The 22,735-nt window shown below is 63.9% G+C and carries 21 protein-coding genes and 1 pseudogene; 18 read left to right on the top strand and 4 right to left on the bottom strand.

Features of this window, described 5'->3' with window-relative positions:
• Positions 1–9: 9 nt before the first annotated feature.
• Entirely contained in the window at positions 10–813 is an 804-nt protein-coding gene (locus tag GYH34_RS02015; protein WP_161912136.1) for an ABC transporter ATP-binding protein, read from the bottom strand.
• The gene (locus GYH34_RS02010; protein WP_244635342.1) at positions 806–1,771 is read right to left on the bottom strand and encodes an iron ABC transporter permease; all 966 of its coding nucleotides are present in this window, start codon (positions 1,769–1,771) and stop codon (positions 806–808) included. The genes GYH34_RS02015 and GYH34_RS02010 overlap by 8 nt, the downstream gene beginning before the upstream one ends.
• A 577-nt stretch (positions 1,772–2,348) precedes the next feature.
• Here GYH34_RS02010 and GYH34_RS02005 point away from each other — a divergent pair.
• The 5 genes and pseudogenes from GYH34_RS02005 to GYH34_RS01980 form a co-directional block, all read left to right on the top strand.
• Positions 2,349–3,839, top strand: a complete 1,491-nt coding sequence (locus GYH34_RS02005) for a nitrogenase component 1 (protein WP_244635226.1) — start codon at positions 2,349–2,351, stop codon at positions 3,837–3,839.
• A gap of 111 nt (positions 3,840–3,950) precedes the next feature.
• Positions 3,951–6,182 carry a TonB-dependent receptor gene (locus GYH34_RS02000; protein WP_161912135.1) on the top strand — a complete coding sequence of 744 codons (2,232 nt, stop codon included), beginning with the start codon at positions 3,951–3,953 and terminating at the stop codon, positions 6,180–6,182.
• A gap of 93 nt (positions 6,183–6,275) precedes the next feature.
• Positions 6,276–7,238 carry a hypothetical protein gene (locus GYH34_RS01995; protein WP_244635225.1) on the top strand — a complete coding sequence of 321 codons (963 nt, stop codon included), beginning with the start codon at positions 6,276–6,278 and terminating at the stop codon, positions 7,236–7,238.
• Between the two features lies 1 nt (position 7,239).
• Positions 7,240–8,367, top strand: a complete 1,128-nt coding sequence (locus tag GYH34_RS01990; protein ID WP_161912133.1) for an ABC transporter substrate-binding protein — start codon at positions 7,240–7,242, stop codon at positions 8,365–8,367.
• Between the two features lie 135 nt (positions 8,368–8,502).
• Positions 8,503–9,194 (top strand): annotated as a pseudogene (locus GYH34_RS01980) (IS630 family transposase); the annotation flags it as partial.
• Here GYH34_RS01980 and GYH34_RS01975 read toward each other — a convergent pair.
• Positions 9,195–9,497, bottom strand: a complete 303-nt coding sequence (locus tag GYH34_RS01975) for a hypothetical protein (protein ID WP_161912131.1) — start codon at positions 9,495–9,497, stop codon at positions 9,195–9,197. It lies immediately after the preceding pseudogene.
• A gap of 265 nt (positions 9,498–9,762) precedes the next feature.
• Between GYH34_RS01975 and GYH34_RS01970 the strand changes: the two genes are divergently transcribed.
• The 9 genes from GYH34_RS01970 (at position 9,763) to rplA (ending at position 15,645) form a co-directional block, all read left to right on the top strand.
• Positions 9,763–10,098 carry a hypothetical protein gene (locus GYH34_RS01970; RefSeq protein WP_161912130.1) on the top strand — a complete coding sequence of 112 codons (336 nt, stop codon included), beginning with the start codon at positions 9,763–9,765 and terminating at the stop codon, positions 10,096–10,098.
• Between the two features lie 603 nt (positions 10,099–10,701).
• Entirely contained in the window at positions 10,702–11,703 is a 1,002-nt protein-coding gene (pdxA, locus tag GYH34_RS01965; RefSeq protein WP_161912129.1) for a 4-hydroxythreonine-4-phosphate dehydrogenase PdxA, read from the top strand.
• On the top strand, positions 11,700–12,563 hold the full coding sequence (rsmA, locus tag GYH34_RS01960; RefSeq protein WP_161912128.1) for a 16S rRNA (adenine(1518)-N(6)/adenine(1519)-N(6))-dimethyltransferase RsmA: 864 nt from the start codon (positions 11,700–11,702) through the stop codon (positions 12,561–12,563). The genes pdxA and rsmA overlap by 4 nt, the downstream gene beginning before the upstream one ends.
• Before the next feature lie 33 nt (positions 12,564–12,596).
• Positions 12,597–12,818, top strand: a complete 222-nt coding sequence (locus GYH34_RS01955; RefSeq protein WP_161912127.1) for a hypothetical protein — start codon at positions 12,597–12,599, stop codon at positions 12,816–12,818.
• Between the two features lie 175 nt (positions 12,819–12,993).
• Entirely contained in the window at positions 12,994–13,185 is a 192-nt protein-coding gene (gene secE / locus GYH34_RS01950; protein WP_036293272.1) for a preprotein translocase subunit SecE, read from the top strand.
• A gap of 61 nt (positions 13,186–13,246) precedes the next feature.
• The gene (gene nusG, locus GYH34_RS01945) at positions 13,247–13,777 is read left to right on the top strand and encodes a transcription termination/antitermination protein NusG (RefSeq protein ID WP_024881586.1); all 531 of its coding nucleotides are present in this window, start codon (positions 13,247–13,249) and stop codon (positions 13,775–13,777) included.
• A 67-nt stretch (positions 13,778–13,844) separates the two neighbouring features.
• Positions 13,845–14,180 carry a hypothetical protein gene (locus GYH34_RS01940; RefSeq protein ID WP_161912126.1) on the top strand — a complete coding sequence of 112 codons (336 nt, stop codon included), beginning with the start codon at positions 13,845–13,847 and terminating at the stop codon, positions 14,178–14,180.
• A 327-nt stretch (positions 14,181–14,507) separates the two neighbouring features.
• Entirely contained in the window at positions 14,508–14,936 is a 429-nt protein-coding gene (gene rplK, locus GYH34_RS01935) for a 50S ribosomal protein L11 (protein ID WP_108915968.1), read from the top strand.
• A 4-nt stretch (positions 14,937–14,940) separates the two neighbouring features.
• Positions 14,941–15,645 carry a 50S ribosomal protein L1 gene (rplA, locus tag GYH34_RS01930; RefSeq protein WP_018267521.1) on the top strand — a complete coding sequence of 235 codons (705 nt, stop codon included), beginning with the start codon at positions 14,941–14,943 and terminating at the stop codon, positions 15,643–15,645.
• Positions 15,646–15,694: 49 nt separating this feature from the next.
• Here the strand turns inward: rplA and GYH34_RS01925 are convergent, their stop codons facing one another.
• Entirely contained in the window at positions 15,695–16,321 is a 627-nt protein-coding gene (locus tag GYH34_RS01925) for a PAS domain-containing protein (RefSeq protein WP_161912125.1), read from the bottom strand.
• A gap of 317 nt (positions 16,322–16,638) precedes the next feature.
• On the opposite strand from GYH34_RS01925, the gene GYH34_RS01920 reads away from it, so the two are divergent.
• The 4 genes from GYH34_RS01920 (at position 16,639) to rpoB (ending at position 22,650) form a co-directional block, all read left to right on the top strand.
• The gene (locus tag GYH34_RS01920; protein ID WP_161912124.1) at positions 16,639–16,923 is read left to right on the top strand and encodes a hypothetical protein; all 285 of its coding nucleotides are present in this window, start codon (positions 16,639–16,641) and stop codon (positions 16,921–16,923) included.
• Between the two features lie 468 nt (positions 16,924–17,391).
• Positions 17,392–17,913 carry a 50S ribosomal protein L10 gene (gene rplJ / locus GYH34_RS01915; RefSeq protein WP_161912123.1) on the top strand — a complete coding sequence of 174 codons (522 nt, stop codon included), beginning with the start codon at positions 17,392–17,394 and terminating at the stop codon, positions 17,911–17,913.
• Positions 17,914–17,965: 52 nt separating this feature from the next.
• Positions 17,966–18,343, top strand: coding sequence for a 50S ribosomal protein L7/L12 (rplL, locus tag GYH34_RS01910; protein ID WP_161912122.1), 378 nt, complete (start codon positions 17,966–17,968; stop codon positions 18,341–18,343).
• 158 nt (positions 18,344–18,501) lie between these two features.
• Positions 18,502–22,650 (top strand): DNA-directed RNA polymerase subunit beta, encoded by a 4,149-nt coding sequence (rpoB, locus tag GYH34_RS01905; RefSeq protein WP_161912121.1) that lies wholly within the window; start codon positions 18,502–18,504, stop codon positions 22,648–22,650.
• The last annotated feature ends 85 nt before the right edge of the window (positions 22,651–22,735 follow it).

Genomic DNA, 22,735 nt, shown 5'->3' with positions numbered 1-22,735 from the left:
GCGGGCTCATCAATCTGCTCCGACGATCTCGTCGGAGCGACGACGCCCCGTCTTGGCAGGCACGAGGATCGGCGCGATGGTCTCGATCTCGCGACCTTCGTGCTCGAAGGCGATGCGCTTCAGCGGCGCGCGATAGAGCGAGCAGAGATTGTCCTCGGTCAAAATCTCGCGCGCTCTGCCGCAGAGATAATCGGCTTGCCCGCGCATCAGCAGCGCCTCGTCGGCGACCGCCAACGCGTGATGCGGATGATGCGTCGTCATCACGATCGTCAGCCCGTCGTCGCGCGCGAGGGCGGAGATGCGCTCGAGTACCAGCGACTGGTTCTCGAGGTCGAGCGCCGATGTCGGCTCGTCGAGAACGAGAATATCGGCTTCCGCAACCAGCGCGCGCGCGAAGATGACGAGCTGGCGCTGGCCGCCCGAGAACTCGCCGAAGGGCCGCTCGGCGTAATCGGCCATGCCGAAGCGATCGAGCGCGGCGAGCGCCGCCGCCTCGTCGGCGCGCGAGGGCTGCGCGAACAGGCCGATCTTTCGGGCGCGCCCCATCAGCGCCATGTCGAGCGCGGTATAGTCGAAGGTGACCTCGAAGTGCTGCGGCACGAAGGCGATGCGCCCATTCACCGTAAGGGAGCCCTCGCAGGGCTTCAGCGCGCCGATGAGGAGATGCAGCAGCGTCGTCTTGCCCCGGCCATTGGGGCCGAGCAGCGCGAAGACGCGGCCGCGTGCGACGCGCATGTCGCAATGGCGCAGCACCCATTGGTTCGGCCGATAGAAATAGCCGAGGTCGGTAAGGGCGATCGCCGGCTCACTCACGCATCCAGCCTTTCGATTGCGTCTTCCAGAAGAGGAAAGCGAAGACCGGCGTGCCGACCGCGCTGGTCAGCAGGCCGATCGGAATCTCCTGCTCGGTCGCGCTGCGCGCGATATCGTCCATGGCGAGGAGATAAATGCCGCCGAGACAAGCGGAGGTCGGCAAGAGGCGTGTATGCTCCGGCCCGACCAGCATGCGGGCGAGATGCGGCACGATTAGCCCGACCCAGCCGACGCCGCCCGAGACGGAGACCTGCGCGGCGACGAGCAGGGCCACGAGGCCCATCAGACCCCAGCGGAGCGCCTCGACATTGACGCCGAGCGCCGCGGCGTCGGTCTCGCCCAGCGAGAGCAGATTGATGCGCCAGCGCAAGGCGAGCAGCGCCGTGCCCGCAAAGAGCGTGACGCAGGCGACGATCGCCACCTTGTCGTAAGTGGCGCCGGCGAAGCTGCCGAGCAGCCAATAGACGATGGAGGGCAGCTTCACCAAAGGATCGGCGAGCGTCTGCAACAGGCCGACGAGCGAGCCGCAGAAGCCGCCGACGATGACGCCGGAGAGCACGAGAGCGAGCGTGCTGGCGCGTCCGGTGAGCCGAGCGAGCGCGAAAGCGGCGGCGAGCGCGCCGAGGCCGGAGCCGAAGGCGAGGCCGACAATGGCGAGCGGCGGCCAGGACAGCATTATGGCGGCGACGCCGCCGAGCGCGGCGCCGGACGAGACGCCGGCGATCTCTGGCCCGACGAGCGGATTGCGGAAGACGCCCTGCATCGCCGCGCCCGACATCGCGAGCCCCATGCCACATAGCGTGACGAGCAGAATGCGCGGCATGCGCACGATCTCGACGACGACCCAGGGGGCGTTCTCGTAAGCGCCGACGGCGTTGATCGGGAAGGTGGTGAAGACGATGCGCGCGACATCCGCGAAAGGCACGGGATAGCGGCCCAGAGTCAGCGAGAAAAGCATCAGCAGAAAGAGCAGACCATAGAGCAGGATCGGCAGGCTCTCGACGATGGGCCCGTGAGTCGTCCCCGAATCGACGTCGGCTGCGAATGCCACTGCTCCACTCCTCGTTCACGCTATGTAGGATAGATATATTGCATGAGCGCGCCATGGCGCAAAAGCCGATTCTTGCGGCGCCGATGGCATTTTCTTGCGTTCCAACCGATATTTGGCGTCGACGATGAGGGCGGAGCGGCGACACGCTCGGCGTGTGGAAGGCCAGCTCGAAGGAGCGAAGCGCGCGCTCTTTCCTGATTTTGCGGCCGCTGCGCCGCGTCGAAAACCGGAAGATCGCTTGTCGGTTTTCAGACAAGTAATTATCTGTTTGCAAACAAATAAAAAAATGTTGACAGCGACGCGGGAGGCTACCGTTATATAGGAGCCATACATGACGAAGGTCGCCAATCCGGGCATGCGTTCGCTCAACCCACTTCTCCCAAAAAAACAGAAGGGTCTCACGATCCGATGGCGTACCGGCCCGTCCGCGGGGATGGTCGGAATCACGCCGAAGCGATCGCCATCCGCGCCGACGCCCGAGAGCGTGAGCGCCGCGGCCGATTACAAGAAGGACCCGCGCGGCCGCAAGCCCAAGAGCGAACGGCCGGTCCAACCGCCGCGCGAGCGCATGTCGATGGATCGACTGCCCGAGCCGCCATCGCGGCCCCATGCCGACGCTGGGCTGCTGCGCTATTGCACGGGCTCTTTCATAGGGGAGAGCAATAGCGGCTGGGGCGCCAATCTCGATATGGCTCCGCTCGTCCACGGCCCGGTCGGCTGCGGCGTCTTCTCGCAGGCGACGCGGTTCGTCGCGCCGGGTTTCGTGCAAGGCGTCGATGGATTCGCGGAACTGCACGCCTGCACCGATCTGCGCGCCGAGGATATGGACGACGACGGCGATGTGCGTCTCGCCCGCGCGCTCGACGAATTGAAGACGCTGTTTCCGCTGGCGCGCGGTGCGACCATACTGAACGAGGACCCGATCGCTCTGATGAACGCCAATGCGCGCGGCGTCGCCAAGATCAAGGCGCGCGCCCTCGACATGCAGATCATTCCGATCGCGAGCGAATCCGCGCGGATCACCTGCACTTATGTCGTCGACACCGCCGCGGCGCTGAAAGCCGCGCAGAGCCGCGAGAAGCAGGCGCGCTCGAGCACGCGCGACGTCGCTCTTACCTTTTATCGCGACGCCGCCGGCCTCGTCTGGATCGTCGATCGGCTGCTGCGCGACATTGGCCTGCGGCCGATCCATGTGCTGACAGGCTCCTCCTCGAGCGATCTCGCCAAGGCGAGCGGCTGCAAGCTGGTCATCGGATTTTCGCTCGGCCAGGAGCCGCCGCGCGACCTGCGCGCGGGCGGCTATGCGCAGCTTCTCCACACTTGGTTCGGCGCGCCGATTCAATGGACCTGCTTCGCGGGGCCTTCGGCGACGGACGCCGCGCTGCGCGCCGTCGCCGCGCATTTCGGCCCGCAGATTCAGGCGCGCGCCGAACGCGTGATCGCGAAAAATCGCGCCGCGACAGATGCTGTCGTCGCGCGCTATCGACCGCGGCTGCAGGGAAAGCTGCTGCTTCATTTCAAGCCCATGACGCAGGATCAGCTCGAGCCCTTCCGGCTGCTCGGCATGCGGATCGGCGATGTCACGGGATGGACGGGCAAGACCGGCGCCCGGCGCCAGCCGCGGCGCGTCTGCGACGGCGAGACGCCGAGCGCCGGCGCTGTCGAAGCCTATCTCGCCGAGGCGGCGCCGGATCTCGTTCTCGGGCTCGAGCGCGACGAATACGATTGGCGCAAGCGCGGCTTCCCCGCGCTGCCGTTGTCGCCTCTCTTCGACCGCAAGGGCAATCACTATTGGGGATATGACGGCTTCGCGCGACTAGCCGACGCGCTCGACCGCCATCTCACCGCGCCCTGGCGTGGGCTGCTCCGCGCGCCCTGGATGGTGGAGACTTCTCCGAGGCTCTCGTCCTCCGGCGCCGACAGCCGACCGCAATCGGCGGCGCGCAAGCGGCGCGACGCTTTCGAATTTTCATGAGCGACTAGCGCAATTCCACGCGCGAACGGACGGCGGCAACGGCGACTCGCGAGAGGCGCCGAACGGGGACGCGCGCGTCGCGACGCGCGCAGCAAAATGGGGAATGGGGATATGAACGCATTCGACCTGAAGGCCAAGACCGCTCGACGCCCGGCGATGACGACTCTCGCCTCCGGCGTCGCGCTGATCGTCGGGCTCGATCACGCCGCCGCGCAGGAGGCGACGCCGTTGCCGCCGATCACCATCACCTCCGATCGCGGCGAGCCCGCCGCGGAGGGGAGCGAAGCCGCAGGCTATAAGCCGAGCAAAGTGAGCAATCTCGGCCCACTCGGCGCCAAGGCCATTCTCGACACGCCCTATTCGGTCAATGTTCTCTCCGCTGATCTCCTCGAAAATCTACAGGCATGGAAGCCGGACGACATCTTCAAGGTCAGCCCCGTTATTCAGCTGCGCACGACGACGGCGCGCGGCGCCTCGCCGAATTTCAAAATGCGCGGCTTCCCTTTCGCCAATAGCTCGGGACGCGCGGAAGATGGGCTGCGCACGCAAAATCTCGCGATCAACCCGCTCGAGGACAAGGAGCGGGTGGAGATCTACACCGGCCTCACCAGCTTTCTCTATGGCCCGAACAATGTCGGCGGGCTGATGAATTACGTCTACAAGCGACCAACGGATAAGCCGCTCGCCGATGTGACCATCGGCAATTATGGCGGTCTGTCGCCCTATCTGCATGGCGATTTCGGAGGGCCGATCGACAGGGATGGGCAATTCTCCTATCGGCTCAATATCGTCGGCCAGACCGGCGACGCGCCGGTCGACCAGCAGAGCGTGAGGCGCGACGTTCTCACCGCCGCTCTGGCGTGGCGCCCGGTTCAGGACATGTCCTTCACCTTCATCGCCTCGCATATGGATTTCAACGTGCGCGGCGCCGACCCCTTCTGGAGCTTCGCGACCAATTCCGACGGCTCCAGCAAGGTGCGCCACCCGGGAGCGCCCGATCCGACGAAATATTACGGTCAGCCTCTCTCCGCCTTCGACACGCAGCGCGATCGCGTCGGTCTCGATTTCAAATGGAAGATCGACGACGTCTTCACCGCGCGCGCGGCCTATTCGTATAATATGAATATGACGCGCAATAATTTCTATACGAACAACTCCGTCTCCAATCTCAATCTCGCTTATAGTCAGACCACCGCGCATAATTCCAACTCGCGCGAGTTCGGCAATTCCGGCTACGCTTTCGTCGACGCTGTCTTCGACACGGGCTTCATCCATCACAAGGTGACAGCCGGATTCTACGGCGACGATTATCGCTCCGCGCGCGATCCCGAGAGCTTCAATTCCTGGACGATCAACGGACTGCCCTATGCGACGCCGCTCTATTTCGCCGCGCCCGGCTGGTATTCGTCGAGCGTCGGCCCGAACAGGACGTCGGGCTACAATAATGAGAAGAACGTTATTCTCGGCGACGAGATCAAATTCGACGATCATTGGTCGCTGCTCGTCGGCGGCAATTACACCTGGGTGCACGGCACGAATTTCAATGTCACGACCGGCGCCGTGACCTCCGCCTATGACCAGAGCCGGCTCTCGCCGAGCGCATCCTTGATCTTCAAGCCGCTAGACTGGATTTCGACCTATGCGACCTATAGCGAATCCCTGCAGGGCGGCCAGGTCGTGCCGAGCAGCGGAACGCCGGTCTACACCAATGGCGGCCAGACGCTCTCGCCCTATGTCGGCCGTGAATATGAGATCGGCGCCAAGGCCGACGTCGATGGCCTGCTGCTCACCGCGGCCTTTTTCCAGATCGAGCAGGCGCTGCAATATGCGCGCTACAACGGCAACAGCACTTATACTTATGTGCAGGACGGCCGGCAGCGCAATCGCGGCGTCGAGCTGACCGTCACCGGCAATCTTTATGAGGGGTTGCGCATCTTCGGCGGCGTGACGCTGCTCGACCCGCGCGTCACGCAGAGCAATACGTCTGCGACGGCTCCCACCATCAACGGCAAAGTCCCGACCGACATTGCGCGCACCGAAGGAAAGGTTACATTGGAATATGATCTTCCTTTCCTGCCAGGCCTCACGCTGACTGGCGGCTATTATTTCACCGGCCAGCAGGCGGTCGATCGCCTCAACACGGAATATCTGCCCTCCTTCGCCACGGAGGATGTCGGCTTCCGCTATCGCACCTCCGAATTCTTCGGCCGGAAATTGCCACTCGGACAGGAGCTCGTGCTGCGTTTCAATGTCTCCAATGTGGCGAACAAGGCCTATTGGATCGCTTCCAATTATGTCGGCTCGCCGCGCAGCTTCGCCGTGTCGGCGCAGCTCAAATTCTGACGCGGGAAAGATGGACGCATGACGATGCGACGCCAGTCCATACATGTGCATGCGAAGCTCTTTCCATGCGCTCATAGCTGCAAATATTGCCTAATGGGCGACAAGACGCTCGCCCGTATGGATTCGGCGCGCTTCTCCAGAGTCGTCGAGCGGCTGCTCGAATGGGAGGAACAGAACAAGGAGGCCGCTTCCGTCGGCTATGTGCTCAACTACACCTCCGATTATGATCGTGCGACGCTCGAGCTCATCCAGGCGCTGGATCGGCGCTTTCCGAGGCGCTATCCGCCTCTTTCGGGCATCACGCTCGGCGGCCTGCGCGAGCGGAGCAGGGACGATCTGCGCGACTGGCTGCTCGAGCGACAGGCGTTCGGCTGCAAGACGGTACATGCCTCGCTCGCCGGCGTCGGCGCGGTTCACGATCATTGGAACGGCAGGCGCGGCAATTTCGATCTCATCATGTCGACGCTCGAGGTGGCGGGCGCGCTCGGCATGGCGCTCGGCGCGCGGCTCTTCGTCGCCACGAGCACGCTCGCCGATCTGCCCGCGCTCAATGCGCGATTGGATCGGCTGCCGCAAAACCCCGGCGGGTGGCGCTATCTGTGCCCATTCTTCTATTTCGGCTGGGGCGTGCGGCACGAGGACGAGCGGATCGACGAGAGGACGCGCGACGCCCTCCGCAAATGGCTCGAGTCTCTACCGGAAGGGTCGATGCGCGACGAGGTCTGGCGATCCGAGCGCGAATGGATCGAGCGCATTCGGTCGGAGGCGGCGGAGCCGCGCGAATTCGATCTCATCATCAATGTCGATGACGACAATATCGATGCGCTGGAGAACATGAGCGCCGCGGCGATCGTCCACGATTACCGGACGCGCACGCGCGCCGCCTATGCCGCCATTCCATCGCTCATGGAATTATGCGATCGCTACGGCGATCGGGACGGGACGAAGATCTATCCGCTCCAGCGCTGCATGGAGATGAAATGGCTCGATCTCCATCTCGCGGAACATCCGACCGATTTCGAGCGTCAGCTCACCCATCTGCAAATGGGCAATTGAGATGCGCCATCGGCGATCGAGAGGCGGTGACGGTCGCCTGCAAAGCGCCGGCTTCGCCGTCGCTTGCGGGCTCGCTCTCGTCATCGGATTGCTCGCGCCGAAGGTCCGGCCGAAAGCCACGAGCGCTTCGACATCGCCCTATGTCGACATGCTGGGCCGCGCGCATGATTTTTCCGCGCCGCCGCGCCGCTTAGTCTTCACCGCCAATATTCTACCGGCCTTTCTGTCATTGACTCACAGTCTCGACAGAGTGGTCGGCGCGAGCGAGCTCGGCCTGTCGTCGATAAGAGCTGGCCTTCTCGATCGGATATTTCCGCAGGCGAGGGGGCTCGCTCGGGTCGGCGGCTTCGACATTCCGAATTTCGAGGAGACGTTGAAGCTGTCGCCGGACGCGGCTCTCGGTTGGGCGGTGCAGTTCCGCATTTTCGAAAAAGCGCCTGCCTTCGAATTCGTCGCCTTCCAGAACAGTTTTCCGCTCATGCGGAGCGAAATCGCGCTGTGGCGCAAAATGGCGGAACTCTGCGGGGCTTCGGCGATCGTCGGCCCCACTCTCGCGCGTTATGACGCGGATATGGCGGCGATCGCGGCGAGCCTGCGCGGCGACGAAAAGCCCGTGAGCGTGCTCGCCGTCGTGGCCAATTCCGCGAAAAGCTGGGTCGGGGGATCGAAATATTATCTCAATGAGCGGCTTGATCTCGTGCGCGGCGTCAATGTCGCGCGTGTCGGCGCGGCGACCGCGACTTTCTCGCTCGAGCAGCTGGCGCTTTTCGATCCGGACGTCGTTTTGCTGCAGGCCTTTCCTGTGCCGCTCGAGCCGCGCGCTTTCCTCGACGATCCCGCCTGGCGGCTGCTCCGCGCGGTTCGCGCCGGCAAAGTCTATCGCATGCCGGATTTCCCGAGTTTTCTCGCGCCCGTGTTCGATCCGCTGCTCGTGCGATGGCTGGCCGAGCTGCTGCATCCAGGCGTCGATGCGGGCGATATGCGCGCGGCGGTGCGCCGCGCCTATCATGACGCGTTCAGCTATGATCTCGACGACGAGGCCATCGACGAGTTGCTCGCCGTCGAGGCCAATCGACGCTCCTTCGGCTATGGCCGCTTCTCATCCGAGCGGCGCGCGTCCGCGAAGTGAAGAGACCGAGACAGGCTTTCGGGGCGGCTTCTATCTAGAATTTGAAGGGACTTCTACTTCTGATCACGGAGACCAGTAAACGCATCGGGCCTCCGCTATTTGTGCAATTGCTCGTCGTCGGATGCGGTGCTGCGTCATAGCCTCGTCTCGGAACAGACCATGAGCCGCGAGCTGCGCAAAATGGGCTATCGCAAGCTGTCGGCGCGGCCGCGTCATCACGCGCAGGCCGAAGGCGCTATCGAGGATTTTAAAAAAGTTTCCCAGCTCGTCTGGAGGAAATCGCGCGCGAAAAGCGTGTCGCCTCCGACAAAATAGAAATCTGGTTCGAGGACGAGGCGCGCATCGGCCAGAAAAACAAGATCACGCGCCGATGGGCGAAACGTGGATCGCGGCCGAGCGCGCCCCACGATCAGCGCACCGCCTCGACCTACATCTTCGGCGCCGTCTGTCCAAAGGACGGCAAGGGCGCGGCGCTGGTGCTCCCCGCCTGCAACACCTACGCGATGAATCTTCTCCTCGTCGAAATCAGCAAAGCTGTCGCGCCAGGCGCCCACGCCGCTCTCATCGTCGACCGCGCCGGCTGGCACATGACCGACAAGCTGGTCGTTCCGTCCAACATCACGCTCGTTCCCTTGCCGGCGAAATGCCCAGAGCTGAATCCGGCCGAAAACGTCTGGCAGTTTTTGCGCGAGAACTGGCTGTCCAACCGCGTCTTCAAATCCTACGACGATATCGTCGACCATTGTTGCGCCGCCTGGAACAAGCTCATCGACCAACCGTGGCGCATCATGTCCATCGGGTTGCGCGATTGGGCGCATGGGTTTTGATCAGTGAGGATTGGTATTAGCCGAATTTAAAATTCGAGTAATGGCGGAGGGGGGAAGGAGAGTGAATTGTCCGCCGATCCCCGCTGCACGGCTTTCACTGAGTGTTTCGTTTGGGTCGCAGAGATCGCGTAGATGGCCAGCTAGGCGGTGAATCGCTTCATTCGTCTGACGTAGATGGCTGACGGAATCGTCAACATCATAGTGCGCGCGAGCAGAAATGGTCATTTCCGTGATCGCCGTCGCAAGGAGCGTCAACAACTCCTGGCGGTTCGCCAGACGCATCCTATCGATGGTCTGTATCACTGTAATTTCCATCACTTTTCATCCATTGTGTCCGCATTAGGTTGCGCTTGGCGGTTCCCGAGTCGCGCCAGGAGGGGTCATGCGCCCGAAGGTCCATAGTTGCCGCTTATGGGCGAGGCGGGACGCCGTGCCGTCCACTCTTCCTATTCAAGCTCACAAAACGTCGACTTATCATCAATATTTGTATATTGATGATGTGGTGAGCCCGTCCCGAAAATCGAGAAATGTAGACGGCAAAGCTTTCAGTTCAAATGGGGAGCAATAAATGAAAAACATTCAAATTATTGACGGCGCAGATAATGCTACATTCAGCATTTTCCAAGCTACAGATGCTGAATTCGAGGCAATATTTCCAGATTGTCGTGATATTGAACTCGCCGAGGACTTATTCGCTCGCCTGGGAGAGATACGAGCGCGGGCCGTGGTCGAACCAATGTGGGATCGGCCCATCTTAAAACGTGACGCCTTCGGCATCCATGGCACACTTTTTTACGGATGGTTCGATAAGCGAAAACATCTTCCGTCGTCAAAACGCGAGGTAGATTTCGAACATTCGAGCATAAACGCTGCACAGCGTCGGCTCTTTAAATCGAGCAAATAGATTCCGCCAACCACTCTTGACAATCCCGTCCATAAGTCAAGATTTTTACGAATTCACATAGAGGAGATTTAGACGTGGCTGGATGGTTGGGAAGCACTTTGGGTGCGGTTGTTGGCCTCGCGATTGTGGGAGGCGTCTTCTGGTTCGCGTTCCGGCGCCCGCCGGAACGTCGAAGCGACGGAGGCCTAACTCAGCATGACACCAGCAATTACGCCTCAGGCGACAATTACACCTTTGGCGACGATAGCAGCCATAATCCCGATTGAGGGGGAGACGGCACGAGGTCCGCTTGGGGTCAAAACCCGCCGCCGGGGCGCGACGAAATCGCCGCCGCACCTCCGACCATCGGCGAGGGACCGCAGCCTCTTCGAGACCCTCTACCAGCGGATCGCCGACCATCCCGCGGGCGACAGTCCAAGAAGCGCATTGGACGGATCGGGGTGGTTTCGCCTTTCGTCGTGATTTATCGGTAGCTCGAAGGCCGGGACGTCGTGACGATTCTCGAGGCGGCTCATGCCGAGCGCCGATCGTCGGGAAACGACTTGCCTCTCGATTGACACGACAGCGGGAAGGTTTCGCCCGCGCAAGACTCGGGACGACAGATTGACCACGCTTCCCCTCGCGCTCACCCAGGGCGACCCTTCCGGCATCGGCCCGGAGCTGACGCTGAAGGCCTATGCCGCGCGCAAGACGCGGGCTCTGCCGCCTTTCTTCGTGCTCGCCGATCCGGCGCAGCTGGCGCGGACGGCGGCGGCGCTCGGGCTCGAGATCGCGCTGCGCGTGGTCGCGCCGGACGAGGCGGCGGCGGTCTTCGACGCCGCTCTCCCGGTCGTCCCGCTCGGGCTTTCGGTTCGTGGCGCTCCGGGCGCGCCTGAGCCTGCCGACGCCGCGGCGACGATCCTCTCCATAGAGCGAGCCGTCGAGCTGGTCGCGGAGGGGAAAGCGCGCGCGCTCGTCACCAATCCGATCGCCAAAAATGTGCTCTACGCCGCCGGATTCGCGCATCCGGGCCATACGGAGTTTCTCGCTGCGCTGGCGGAGCGGCGGTTCGGCCGCCCCTTCCGCCCGGTGATGATGCTCTACGCCGAGGAGCTCGCCGTCGTTCCGGCGACGATCCATGTGGCGCTCGCCGAGGTTCCGCGCCTGCTGACCCGCGCGCTGCTGGTGGAGACGGGCGTGATCGTCGCCGCCGATCTTACCGCCCGCTTCGGCCTCGCTTCGCCGCGCCTCGCTTTCGCCGGGCTCAATCCGCACGCCGGCGAGAGCGGCGCCATGGGCCGCGAGGAGATAGACGTGATCGTCCCCGCCGTCGCCGAGCTGCGCGCGCGGGGGATAGACGCCACGGGCCCGCATCCGGCCGATACGATGTTCCACGCCGCCGCCCGCGCGCGCTATGACGTCGCCATCTGCCCGACGCATGATCAGGCGCTGATTCCGATCAAGACGTTGGCCTTCGATCGCGGCGTCAATGTCACGCTCGGCCTGCCCTTCGTGCGCACATCGCCGGACCATGGCACGGCTTTCGACATTGCCGGCAAGGGCGTCGCCGAGGCAACGAGCGTCATAGAGGCGATCCGCCTCGCCGATCGAATGACGGCGCGATGATCGACGATCTGCCGCCATTGCGCGAGGTGGTCGCGCGCCATGGGCTGATGGCCAGCAAGGCGCTCGGCCAGAACTTCCTCTTCGATCTTAATCTCACCGCCCGCATCGCCCGCGCCGCCGGGCCGCTCGAAGGCGCGACCATCATCGAGATCGGGCCGGGGCCGGGCGGCCTTACGCGCGCGCTGCTCGCCGAGGGGGCGGGGCGCGTCATCGCGGTGGAGCGCGACTCGCGCTGCATTCCGGCGCTGCGCGAGATAGAGGCGCGCTATCCAGGCCGCCTCGTCATCATAGAGGGCGACGCGCTGGCGCTCGATCCGGCGGAGCTGGCGCGGCTGCACGGGCTCGGCGGACCGGCGCGCATCTGCGCGAATCTTCCCTATAATATCGCCACCGAGCTGCTGGCGCGCTGGATCGAGGCGGAGCCTTGGCCTTCGGTCTTCGATCGCTATGTGCTGATGTTCCAGCGCGAGGTCGCCGAGCGCATTGTCGCGACGCCGGCGCAGCGCGCCGATTATGGTCGCCTCGCCGTGCTCTGCGGATGGCGGACGCGCGCGCGCATTCTGTTCGACCTCTCGCCCTCGGCCTTCACGCCGCCGCCCAAGGTGACGTCCTCGGTGGTGGAGCTCATTCCCAATGCTTCGCCGCCGCCTTGCGATCCGAAGCTATTGTCGCAAGTGACGCGCGCCGCCTTCGGCCAGAGGCGCAAAATGCTGCGCCAGAGCCTGAAGTCACTGCCGAAGCCGGGCCTCGACGTCGCCGCTCTGCTGGCGCGCGCGGGGATAGAGGAGACCCGCCGCGCCGAGGAGATCGACATCGGCGGATTCGTCGCATTGGCAGAGGCTCTGGCTGTCCTATCTTGACTCTGCGGCGCCTATCTTCGAGGAGCGGCAGCAATGGCGAAATTCTATTTTGCGGCGGTGGAGACCGAGGAAGGCCTGCGCGCCGAGCTCAAGATCGCAACTCCATATTCGCTGGCGGCGGATGTCTTCGATCCGAGCGAGAGCTTCGCTGATTACGAGGCGAAGCTCGACGGCGCCTTGCGCGAGCTGGAGCGCACGCGCGACGAGGCGCGCGCCTGGTTCGCCAAGCATGATGGCGCGTCGGCGGCCGGGTGAGAGCGCGTTTTCCCGGGGCCTGAATTTCCGCTTGGCGGCCCCGCCTTACTCGATTATAAGCACGAGATACGTGGCGCGTGGCCTGGGGCCTCGCGCCGCGACTGTTTTGTGGCGGTCCCGATGAGTCCCGTGGCCGCGGTCCTCGGCTCGGTGAAACATCTCGACTCGGTGAAGCATGGCCAATCCGTTTCAGTTCCTGCAAGAAGTGCGCTCGGAAGCGAGCAAGGTCGTGTGGCCGACCCGCCGCGAGACCCTCATCACCTCTGGCCTCGTGGTCCTCATGGTGCTGGCCGCGAGCATTTTCTTCGTCGTCGTCGATCAGGGGCTGCGACTCGCCGTGGGCATGCTGCTGCGGATCGGCCAGTAAAGGCCGAGGAAGCCGCCGGCGCGCCGATCGTCGAGAGCGAAATTTTGGAGCTTGTCGCGCCGTGAGCATGCGCTGGTATATCGTCCACGCCTATTCGAACTTCGAGAAGAAGGTCGCCGACTCCATTCGCGAGGGCGCTGCGCAGCGCAATCTCTCCGATCAGTTCGAGGAGATTCTGGTGCCGACCGAGCAGGTCATAGAGGTGCGCCGCGGCCGCAAGGTCAGCTCGGAGCGCAAATTCTTCCCCGGCTATGTGCTGGTGAAATGCGACCTCTCCGACCAGGTGTTCTCGCTCATCAAGAACACGCCGAAAGTGACCGGCTTCCTCGGCGCGGACAATAAGCCCATGCCGATCAGCGAGGCGGAGGCGATGCGCATCAAGGGCCAGGTGGCCGATGGCGTCGAGCGTCCCAAGCCCTCCATCTCCTTCGAGATCGGCGAGACGGTTCGCGTCGCCGACGGCCCCTTCGCCTCCTTCAACGGCGTGGTGGAAGAGGTCGACGACGCCCGCTCGCGCCTCAAGGTGGCGGTGTCCATCTTCGGACGGCCGACGCCGGTGGAGCTGGAATTCGCGCAGGTGGAGAAGGTCTAAAGGCGGCGCGGCCGAGCATGTGCTATTTGGGACGGCGCGCTTTTTAGAGCCTGCCGACGGAGCCAGGATGAGCGAGGAGCCCGAAAATTTTACCTTGGCGCTGCTGCGCAAGATCGACGGAAAGGTCGATGCGCTTCGCGACGAGGTTTCGGACATGCGCAGCGTCATGGCGACGAAGAGCGACATCGACGACGTTCGTTCCGAGATCAATTCGCTGCGCGCCGATGTGGCTTCGGACATGCTGAGCTTGGAGAAGCGCCTCGGCGATCCGATCGTCGGCCTGCGCCGCGCGGTGATGGAATATCATTCCTCGGCGATCGGCCATGGCGTGCTGCTTACGGAGTTCGAGGAGCGCCTGCGCCGACTCGAGCAGCATGTGGGGCTTCCGCCGGAAGGGCATTGACGGGCTGCAGGCAAGCCCGAAGGCTCGCGGTCCGATGACGCTTATTCCCTCTCCCGCTTGCGGGAGAGGGTGGCTCGACGAAGTCGAGTCGGGTGAGGGCTCTTGCAAGCGAGCCGGTTTCGGATGACAACCCTCATCCGACCCCGCTTCGCGGGGCCACCTTTTCCCGCAAGCGGGAGAAGGAGAGATCCTCCCGTCCCATGGGAGGAAAAAGCCGTGGCGGGCGCGCCCCTGTCGCCAGGGGGATCACGCGTCGGACCACGAACTGCAACCGGCGGCTCGGGGCGCGGAAGCGCTTCCGGGGCCGCTCAATGTTGGAGATGAGACATGGCGAAGAAAATCGCCGGCTACATCAAGCTGCAAGTGCCGGCGGGCGCGGCCAATCCCTCGCCGCCGATCGGTCCCGCGCTCGGTCAGCGCGGCCTCAACATCATGGAATTCTGCAAGGCGTTCAACGCCAAGACGGGCCAGATGGAGAAGGGGACGCCCATCCCCGTCATCATCACCGCCTTTCAGGACCGCTCCTTCACCTTCGAGCTGAAGCAGCCGCCGGTCTCCTACTTCCTCAAGAAGGCCGCCGGCATTCAGTCCGGCTCCAAGACGACGGGCCGCGGCTTCGTCGGCAAGGTCACGCGCGCGCAGATCCGCGAGATCGCCGAGAAGAAGATGCAGGACCTCAACACGACGTCGGTCGACTCGGCCGCGTCGATGATCGAGGGCTCCGCCCGTTCCATCGGCCTCGAAGTGGTGGGGTGAGATCATGGCCCATATCGGAAAACGCATCGCCAAGGCGCGTCAGGCCGTCGAGCGCACCAAGCTCTACCCGGTCGAGGAGGCGATCAAGCTGGTTCGCGCCAACGCCACCGCCAAGTTCGACGAGTCGATCGAGATCGCGATGAATCTCGGCGTCGACCCCAAGCATGCGGACCAGATGGTGCGCGGCGTCGTCAATCTGCCGAATGGCACCGGCCGCACGCTGCGCGTCGCCGTCTTCGCCCGTGGTCCCAAGGCCGATGAGGCCAAGGCCGCCGGCGCGGATATCGTCGGCGCCGAGGATCTCGTCACCATCGTCCAGGGCGGCACGATCGAGTTCGATCGCTGCATCGCCACCCCGGAGCTGATGCCGCTGGTCGGCCGCCTCGGCAAGGTGCTCGGCCCGCGCGGCCTGATGCCGAACCCGAAGGTCGGCACAGTGACGATGGACGTCGCCGGCGCGGTCAAGGCCTCCAAGGGCGGCGCCGTCGAGTTCCGCGTCGAGAAGGCCGGCATCGTGCAGGGCACGGTGGGCAAGACCTCCTTCGAGGAGGGCAAGCTCGCCGAGAATATTCGCGCCTTCGTGGATGCAGTGGCCAAGGCCAAGCCCGCCGGCTCCAAGGGCACCTATATCCAGCGCGTGGCGCTCAGCTCCACCCAGGGGCCTGGCGTCAAGGTGGATGTGGCGACGCTCGGCGCGACGCAGGCGTGATGCGAGGCGGCGGCCCCCGGGCCGCCGCTCTCCGACCGTTCGCGCAAGATCATCGACGCGAGGAATCGTCTTCTCCTGTCGAACCCTTCGGGGGCGCGCCCCCCTCATAGATCGTGAAGTGCGGCCGCCTCGGCAGATTCCGCATCGGCGTCCCGGGCGTAATCGGCAACATCAGAGCCGTTTCCTCTCCGAGCACGCGCAGCGATACGATGTGCAGCGCCTCGACGGGAGTCCGCCCGAGCCATAGCGGCCGCTCTCCGGGCGCCAGAGAGCCCAGCACGCGGGCGTGCGTTTTCCCGAAAAACCGGACCGGCAGCAGCAGGAGCTCGAAATCCGCGATTTCGATCCCTCCTACCAGATAGCCCCGCGCGCCGGCGACGACCGGCGTCGCATCATCCGTGACGATGCGAAGGATCGTCCTCACATCCTCGCGTCCCGCCTCGCTCCAGATTCCGAGGAACGATCGGCTCGGCCGCTCTGGCGGCCAAAAGGCGCCGACGCGCGCTCCGCAGAGCTTGGCGGGAACGAAATAGCTCAATTCTGTTTCGATGACGAATGCGTCGGAGAGAGTCAGAAATGTGCTCGCCAGATCCATGTCGTGGCAATCGGGGGCCGCGCGTTCTCCTTTGAAGCCCCGCCAATAATCGTACAATATTCTATTGGATGGATGTCTCATGCCGCCTTCCGCCCTCCAGCGACGCTCCCGGCCCATTCAAGTCGCCGCCGAGGCTGTGTTTTCGGATCGCGGCGCATGCCTTCCGCGATGAACCGTCCGCATGACGGTCAATTTTCTGAGAATCTAGAGATAGCGAATAGAGACGTTCGACACGCCGATCCCCGGATGAACATCCCGATAGACGAGCTTCGACAATTCGAGTGATCGAACGCTTGCTTTCATCAAATGATCGGTTCGGGACGTTTTAAGGTAAACAGATCGTGTTTTTTCCGTTATGATATCGCTACAGAGCGACCATCTGAATTTCGGGATAAAAAATGTTCGATGAAGCTGGCGCCGCACGGCGCGAAATCGACCCAAAGGATTTCGATGGGCGTCGCGCCCGTCTCGAGCTCCTCTCTCAGGGACTTTGCCGGGCTCTGGGTCATTCGATCATCGCTTTCGTCATCGCTTTCGGTTTCGTGAAAATCGCCTATGTCGAAGCTCTAGCTATCATCCGGGCGAGCCGCGGCTTTTTCAGGGCTGGAGCCGAGGCGTGGCGAGGGGGTGGCGCAGAGACGGGGGCAAAATTTTTGCTTGGCAAACGCATTAGCCCCCTTTAATAAGACCTTTCCGGGGTCGGCCAGCGTTCGCGACCCCATTTTCAGATATCAGCTTCCGTCGAACCCGGTCCCCGATGCGGGGACGGGGCGAGACGGTGGATAGGCCGGCGGACCCGGGGGAGATTCCTCGCGTCCCGTCCGGCCATGTCCTGTCCGAGACTGCCGGCGCCTGTCCGAGGCTCACCCCGAGGACGGCTCAATCGGCTCGCTGGACGGCGGAGCCCTCCGCCCCCGACGAGCGGCCTGCATAGACGGGGAAGACCGGAATTGTAGGGCCGGCGCGGCGCTTTTCAAAGCTCGCGCGCGGTCTTTCGAATTTGGTTGGCGCCCCTCTGATCCGAGGCGAGGCCGTTTCGGCCTTCAGCCGAGGGGACAGGATCTACGGCGCCGTCGCGCCCGCCGCTCCCGCGGCGATGCGACGGCTCATCGCAACGGCGGGGCTCGTCCCCGCTCGAGGAGAGAGCAACCGTGGACAGAGCGGAGAAAAAGCAAGCCGTCGCGGCGCTGAACGAGGTCTTTGCGAAGACCCCGGTCGTCGTCGTGGCGCATTACTCCGGCCTGACCGTCGCCCAGATGCAGAAGCTGCGCAAGCAGGCTCGTGAATCTGGCGCTTCCGTTCAGGTCGCCAAGAACCGCCTCGCCAAAATCGCTCTCGACGGCACGAGCGTCGCCTCCATCGGCCCCCTTCTGAAGGGGCCGACCCTGATCGCCTATTCGGACGATCCGGTGGCGGCGCCCAAGGTGGCCGCGGCCTTCGCCAAGGATCACGACAAATTCGTCATCCTCGGCGGCGCGCTCGGCGCCCAAGCCCTCGACCCCGACGGTGTGAAGTCGCTCGCGACTCTCCCGTCGCTCGACGAACTGCGCGCAAAGCTGCTGGGCCTCATCCAGGCTCCGGCGACCAAGATCGCGCAGCTCACGACCGCTCCGGCCGCAAAGCTGGCGCGCGTGGTCCAGGCCTATGCCGACAAAGACGCGAACGCGGCCTGACAGGCGGCGCAAATCCAACCAAGCAGAACCGAATTCGAAGGACTGAAGCAACATGGCTAATCTCGAAAAGATCGTCGAAGACCTGTCGAGCCTGACCGTGCTCGAGGCCGCCGAGCTGGCGAAGCTCCTCGAGGAGAAGTGGGGCGTTTCGGCCGCTGCGGCTGTCGCCGTCGCCGCCGCTCCGGGCGCGGCCGCCGCCGCGGCTCCGGTCGAGGAGAAGACCGAGTTCAACGTCATTCTGGCCGCCGCCGGCGACAAGAAGATCGAGGTCATCAAGGAGGTCCGTGCGATCACCGGCCTCGGCCTCAAGGAGGCCAAGGACCTGGTCGAGGGCGCTCCCAAGCCGGTCAAGGAAGGCGCTTCCAAGGAAGAGGCCGAGAAGATCAAGGCCGCCCTCGAGAAGGTCGGCGCCAAGGTCGAGCTCAAGTAAGACGAAAATTCCCCTCTCCCGCCGCGCGCGGGAGAGGGTTTCGGTCGGTTAGGCCCAAGGAGCGGACGGCGAATAGCGAATAGCGAATGAAAGGCTCCGCCATTCGCTATTCGCAACTCGCTGTTCGCTTGCATTCACGAAGAGGATCGAGAGGCGACATGGCTCAGACTTCGGCGCAAACTTTCTCCGGTCGCAAGCGTGTCCGCAAATTCTTCGGCCATATCCGCGAAGCCGCGGAAATGCCCAATCTGATCGAAGTTCAGAAAGCGTCCTACGACCAGTTCCTGCTCGTCGACGAGCCCGCGGGCGGGCGTCCCGACGAGGGTCTGCAGTCGGTCTTCAAATCCGTTTTCCCGATCTCCGATTTCTCGCAGGTCGCTCTGCTCGAATTCGTCCGCTACGAGTTCGAGCCGCCGAAATACGACGTCGACGAGTGCCGCCAGCGCGGCATGACCTTCGCCGCGCCGCTGAAGGTGACGCTGCGCCTCATCGTGTTCGATGTCGATCCCGACACGCAGGCGAAATCCGTCAAGGACATCAAGGAGCAGGACGTCTATATGGGCGACATGCCCTTCATGACGGCGAACGGCACCTTCATCGTCAATGGCACGGAGCGCGTCATCGTCTCGCAGATGCACCGCTCGCCGGGCGTCTTCTTCGATCATGACAAGGGCAAGAGCCATTCCTCCGGCAAGCTCCTCTTCGCGGCCCGCATCATTCCCTATCGCGGCTCCTGGCTCGACATAGAGTTCGACGCCAAGGACATCGTCTATGCGCGCATCGATCGTCGCCGAAAGATCCCGGCGTCATCGCTGCTGTTCGCGCTCGGCATGGACGGCGAGGAGATTCTCTCCACCTTCTACAACACCATCACCTTCAAGGCCTCGGGCGACAGCTGGCGCCAGCCCTTCGACCCGGAGCGGCTGAAGGGGCTGAAGGCCGTCAACGACATCGTCGACGCCGACACCGGCGAGGTGATCGTCGAGGCGGGCAAGAAGCTCACCGCGCGCGCCGCGCGTCAGCTCGCCGAGAAGGGCGTGAAGGCGATCAAGATCCAGTCCGAGGATCTCTACGGCCAGTTCCTCGCGCAGGATCTCTATGATCCGTCGACGGGCGAGATCTTCGCCGAGGCCGGCGACGAGATCACGGTGAAGTCGCTGCCGCTGCTGGTCGAGAAGGGCTTCGACGAGCTGCCGGTGCTCGACATCGACCATATCAACATCGGTCCCTACATCCGCAACACGCTGGCGGTCGACAAGAACTCCTCGCGCGAGGATGCGCTGTTCGACATCTACCGCGTCATGCGTCCGGGCGAGCCGCCGACGATGGATACGGCGGAGGCGATGTTCTATTCGTTGTTCTTCGATCCCGAGCGCTACGATCTCTCGGCCGTCGGCCGCGTGAAGATGAACATGCGCCTCGACCTCGACGCGCCCGACACGATGCGCGTTCTCCGCAAGGAGGACATCGTCGCCGTCGTGCGCGCGCTCGTCGATCTGCGCGACGGACGCGGCGAGATCGACGATATCGACCATCTCGGCAATCGACGCGTGCGCAGCGTCGGCGAGCTGATGGAGAACCAGTATCGTCTCGGCCTCCTGCGAATGGAGCGCGCGATCAAGGAGCGCATGTCCTCGGTCGACATCGACACGGTGATGCCGCAGGACCTCATCAACGCCAAGCCGGCGGCGGCGGCGGTGCGCGAGTTCTTCGGCTCGTCGCAGCTCTCGCAATTCATGGACCAGACCAATCCGCTGTCGGAGATCACCCATAAGCGCCGCCTCTCGGCGCTGGGTCCGGGTGGTCTGACGCGCGAGCGCGCCGGCTTCGAGGTGCGCGACGTGCATCCGACGCATTACGGCCGCATCTGCCCGATCGAGACGCCGGAAGGTCCGAACATCGGCCTCATCAACTCGCTCGCCACCTTCGCGCGCGTGAACAAATACGGTTTCATCGAAGGTCCCTACCGCCGCGTGCGCGACGGCAAGGTGACGGATGAGGTCGCCTATCTCTCCGCCATGGAAGAGCAGAAATACCACGTCGCCCAGGCCAACGCCCCGGTCGACGCGGAGGGCAATCTGCTCGAGGATCTGGTGCTGTGCCGTCACGCCGGCGATGTGGTGCTCGTCCCGCGCGAGCGCGTCGACGCCATGGACGTGTCGCCCAAGCAGCTGGTCTCGGTCGCCGCGGCGCTCATTCCCTTCTTGGAGAATGACGACGCCAACCGCGCGCTGATGGGCTCCAACATGCAGCGCCAGGCCGTGCCGCTGGTGAAGGCCGACGCGCCGCTCGTCGGCACCGGCATGGAGCCTATCGTCGCCGCCGACTCGGGCGCCGCCATCGCCGCGCGCCGCGCCGGCGTCGTCGATCAGATCGATGCCACTCGTGTCGTCATTCGCGCGACCGAAGAGCAGGACCCGACCAAGCCGGGCGTCGACATCTATCGTCTGATGAAGTTCCAGCGCTCGAACCAGTCGACCTGCATCAATCAGAAGCCGCTGGTGAAGGTCGGCGACTATGTGAAGAAGGGCGACATCATCGCCGACGGTCCCTCGACCGATCTCGGCGATCTGGCGCTCGGCCGCAATGTGCTCGTCGCCTTCATGCCGTGGAACGGCTACAACTTCGAGGACTCGATCCTTCTCAACGAGCGCATCGTCAAGGACGACGTCTTCACCTCGATCCATATCGACGAATTCGAGGTGATGGCGCGCGACACCAAGCTCGGCCCGGAGGAGATCACTCGCGACATTCCCAACGTCTCGGAAGAGACGCTGAAGAATCTCGACGAGGCCGGCATCGTCTATATCGGCGCGGAAGTGCAGGCGGGCGATATTCTCGTCGGCAAGATCACGCCCAAGGGCGAGAGCCCGATGACGCCGGAGGAGAAGCTGCTCCGCGCCATCTTCGGCGAGAAGGCCTCCGACGTTCGCGACACGTCTCTGCGCGTGCCGCCGGGCGTGCAGGGCACGATCGTCGAGGTGCGCGTGTTCAATCGCCACGGCGTCGAGAAGGACGAGCGCGCCCAGGCGATCGAGCGTGAGGAGATCGAGCGTCTCGCCAAGGACCGCGACGACGAGCTCGCTATCCTCGACCGCAACACCTACGCCCGTCTCTTCGAGATGCTGGTCGGCAAGATGGCGATCGCCGGGCCGAAGACCTTCAAGAAGGACCAGCCGCTCAACCAGGCGATCCTCGACGAATATCCCCGCTCGCAGTGGTGGACCTTCGTCGTCGAGGACGACAATCTGATGGCCGGCATCGAAGCCGTGCGCAAGCAATATGACGAGTCCAAGAAGGGTCTCGAGAACCGCTTCCTCGACAAGGTCGAGAAGCTGCAGCGTGGCGACGAGCTGCCGCCCGGCGTGATGAAGATGGTCAAGGTCTTCGTCGCAGTGAAGCGCAAGATCCAGCCCGGCGACAAGATGGCCGGACGCCACGGCAATAAGGGCGTGGTGTCGCGCATCGTGCCGCAGGAGGACATGCCCTTCCTCGAGGACGGTCAGCCGGTCGATATCGTGCTGAACCCGCTCGGCGTGCCGAGCCGCATGAATGTCGGCCAGATTCTGGAGACGCATCTCGGCTGGGCCTGCGCCGGTCTCGGCAAACAGGTGGGCGCAGCCGTCGACGCCTATATGCGCAGCAAGGATGTGGCGCCGCTCAAGGAGAAGCTCGTCGACATCTACGGCCCCAATGAGTCGCTGAAGAGCCTCGATGAGCCGACCCTGGTGGAAGTCGCCAAGAATCTGCGCCGCGGCGTGCCGATCGCGACGCCGGTCTTCGACGGCGCGCGCGAGAAGGACATTGTCGAGATGCTGACGCGGGCCGGGCTCTCCTCCTCCGGTCAGGTCACGCTCTTCGACGGCCGCACGGGCGAGCCCTTCGATCGTAAGGTGACGGTCGGCTACATCTATATGCTGAAGCTGCATCACCTCGTCGACGACAAGATTCATGCGCGCTCGATCGGCCCCTATTCGCTGGTCACGCAGCAGCCGCTGGGCGGCAAGGCCCAGTTCGGCGGACAGCGCTTCGGCGAGATGGAGGTGTGGGCGCTCGAGGCCTATGGCGCGGCCTACACGCTGCAGGAGATGCTGACGGTGAAATCCGACGACGTCGCCGGCCGCACCAAGGTCTATGAGTCGATCGTGCGCGGCGACGACACTTTCGAGTCGGGCATTCCCGAGAGCTTCAACGTGCTCATCAAGGAAATGCGCTCGCTGGCGCTCAATGTCGAGCTCACCTCCGCCGAGCCCGAGGAGGGCGAGGAGCCGCCGCCCGCCGAGACGACGGCCGAGGCGGCGGAATAGAGCCACCGCTCTCCTTCTCCTGCCGGGCGGGAGAAGGTGGCCCCGCGAAGCGGGGTCGGATGAGGGCCAGCGCCGCGCGCGAACC

It is taken from the genome of Methylosinus sp. C49 (assembly GCF_009936375.1).
Classification (GTDB): domain Bacteria; phylum Pseudomonadota; class Alphaproteobacteria; order Rhizobiales; family Beijerinckiaceae; genus Methylosinus.
Note: the sequence above shows the minus strand (reverse complement) of the source record. Positions and strands in the feature narration are given on the sequence as shown.

Bases quoted from the DNA above. Each gene is read 5' to 3' on its own strand.
- rplL (WP_161912122.1), top strand. From the start codon at position 17,966: ATGGCTAATCTCGAAAAGATCGTCGAAGACCTGTCGAGCCTGACCGTG.
- GYH34_RS01970 (WP_161912130.1), top strand. From the start codon at position 9,763: ATGAAAAACATTCAAATTATTGACGGCGCAGATAATGCTACATTCAGC.
- GYH34_RS01990 (WP_161912133.1), top strand. From the start codon at position 7,240: ATGCGCCATCGGCGATCGAGAGGCGGTGACGGTCGCCTGCAAAGCGCC.
- rplK (WP_108915968.1), top strand. From the start codon at position 14,508: ATGGCGAAGAAAATCGCCGGCTACATCAAGCTGCAAGTGCCGGCGGGC.
- rpoB (WP_161912121.1), top strand. From the start codon at position 18,502: ATGGCTCAGACTTCGGCGCAAACTTTCTCCGGTCGCAAGCGTGTCCGC.
- GYH34_RS02000 (WP_161912135.1), top strand. From the start codon at position 3,951: ATGAACGCATTCGACCTGAAGGCCAAGACCGCTCGACGCCCGGCGATG.
- GYH34_RS01955 (WP_161912127.1), top strand. From the start codon at position 12,597: ATGGCGAAATTCTATTTTGCGGCGGTGGAGACCGAGGAAGGCCTGCGC.
- GYH34_RS01940 (WP_161912126.1), top strand. From the start codon at position 13,845: ATGAGCGAGGAGCCCGAAAATTTTACCTTGGCGCTGCTGCGCAAGATC.
- GYH34_RS01920 (WP_161912124.1), top strand. From the start codon at position 16,639: ATGTTCGATGAAGCTGGCGCCGCACGGCGCGAAATCGACCCAAAGGAT.
- rplA (WP_018267521.1), top strand. From the start codon at position 14,941: ATGGCCCATATCGGAAAACGCATCGCCAAGGCGCGTCAGGCCGTCGAG.
- GYH34_RS01925 (WP_161912125.1), bottom strand. From the start codon at position 16,321: ATGAGACATCCATCCAATAGAATATTGTACGATTATTGGCGGGGCTTC.
- GYH34_RS01995 (WP_244635225.1), top strand. From the start codon at position 6,276: ATGGGCGACAAGACGCTCGCCCGTATGGATTCGGCGCGCTTCTCCAGA.
- rsmA (WP_161912128.1), top strand. From the start codon at position 11,700: ATGATCGACGATCTGCCGCCATTGCGCGAGGTGGTCGCGCGCCATGGG.
- GYH34_RS02010 (WP_244635342.1), bottom strand. From the start codon at position 1,771: ATGCTTTTCTCGCTGACTCTGGGCCGCTATCCCGTGCCTTTCGCGGAT.
- secE (WP_036293272.1), top strand. From the start codon at position 12,994: ATGGCCAATCCGTTTCAGTTCCTGCAAGAAGTGCGCTCGGAAGCGAGC.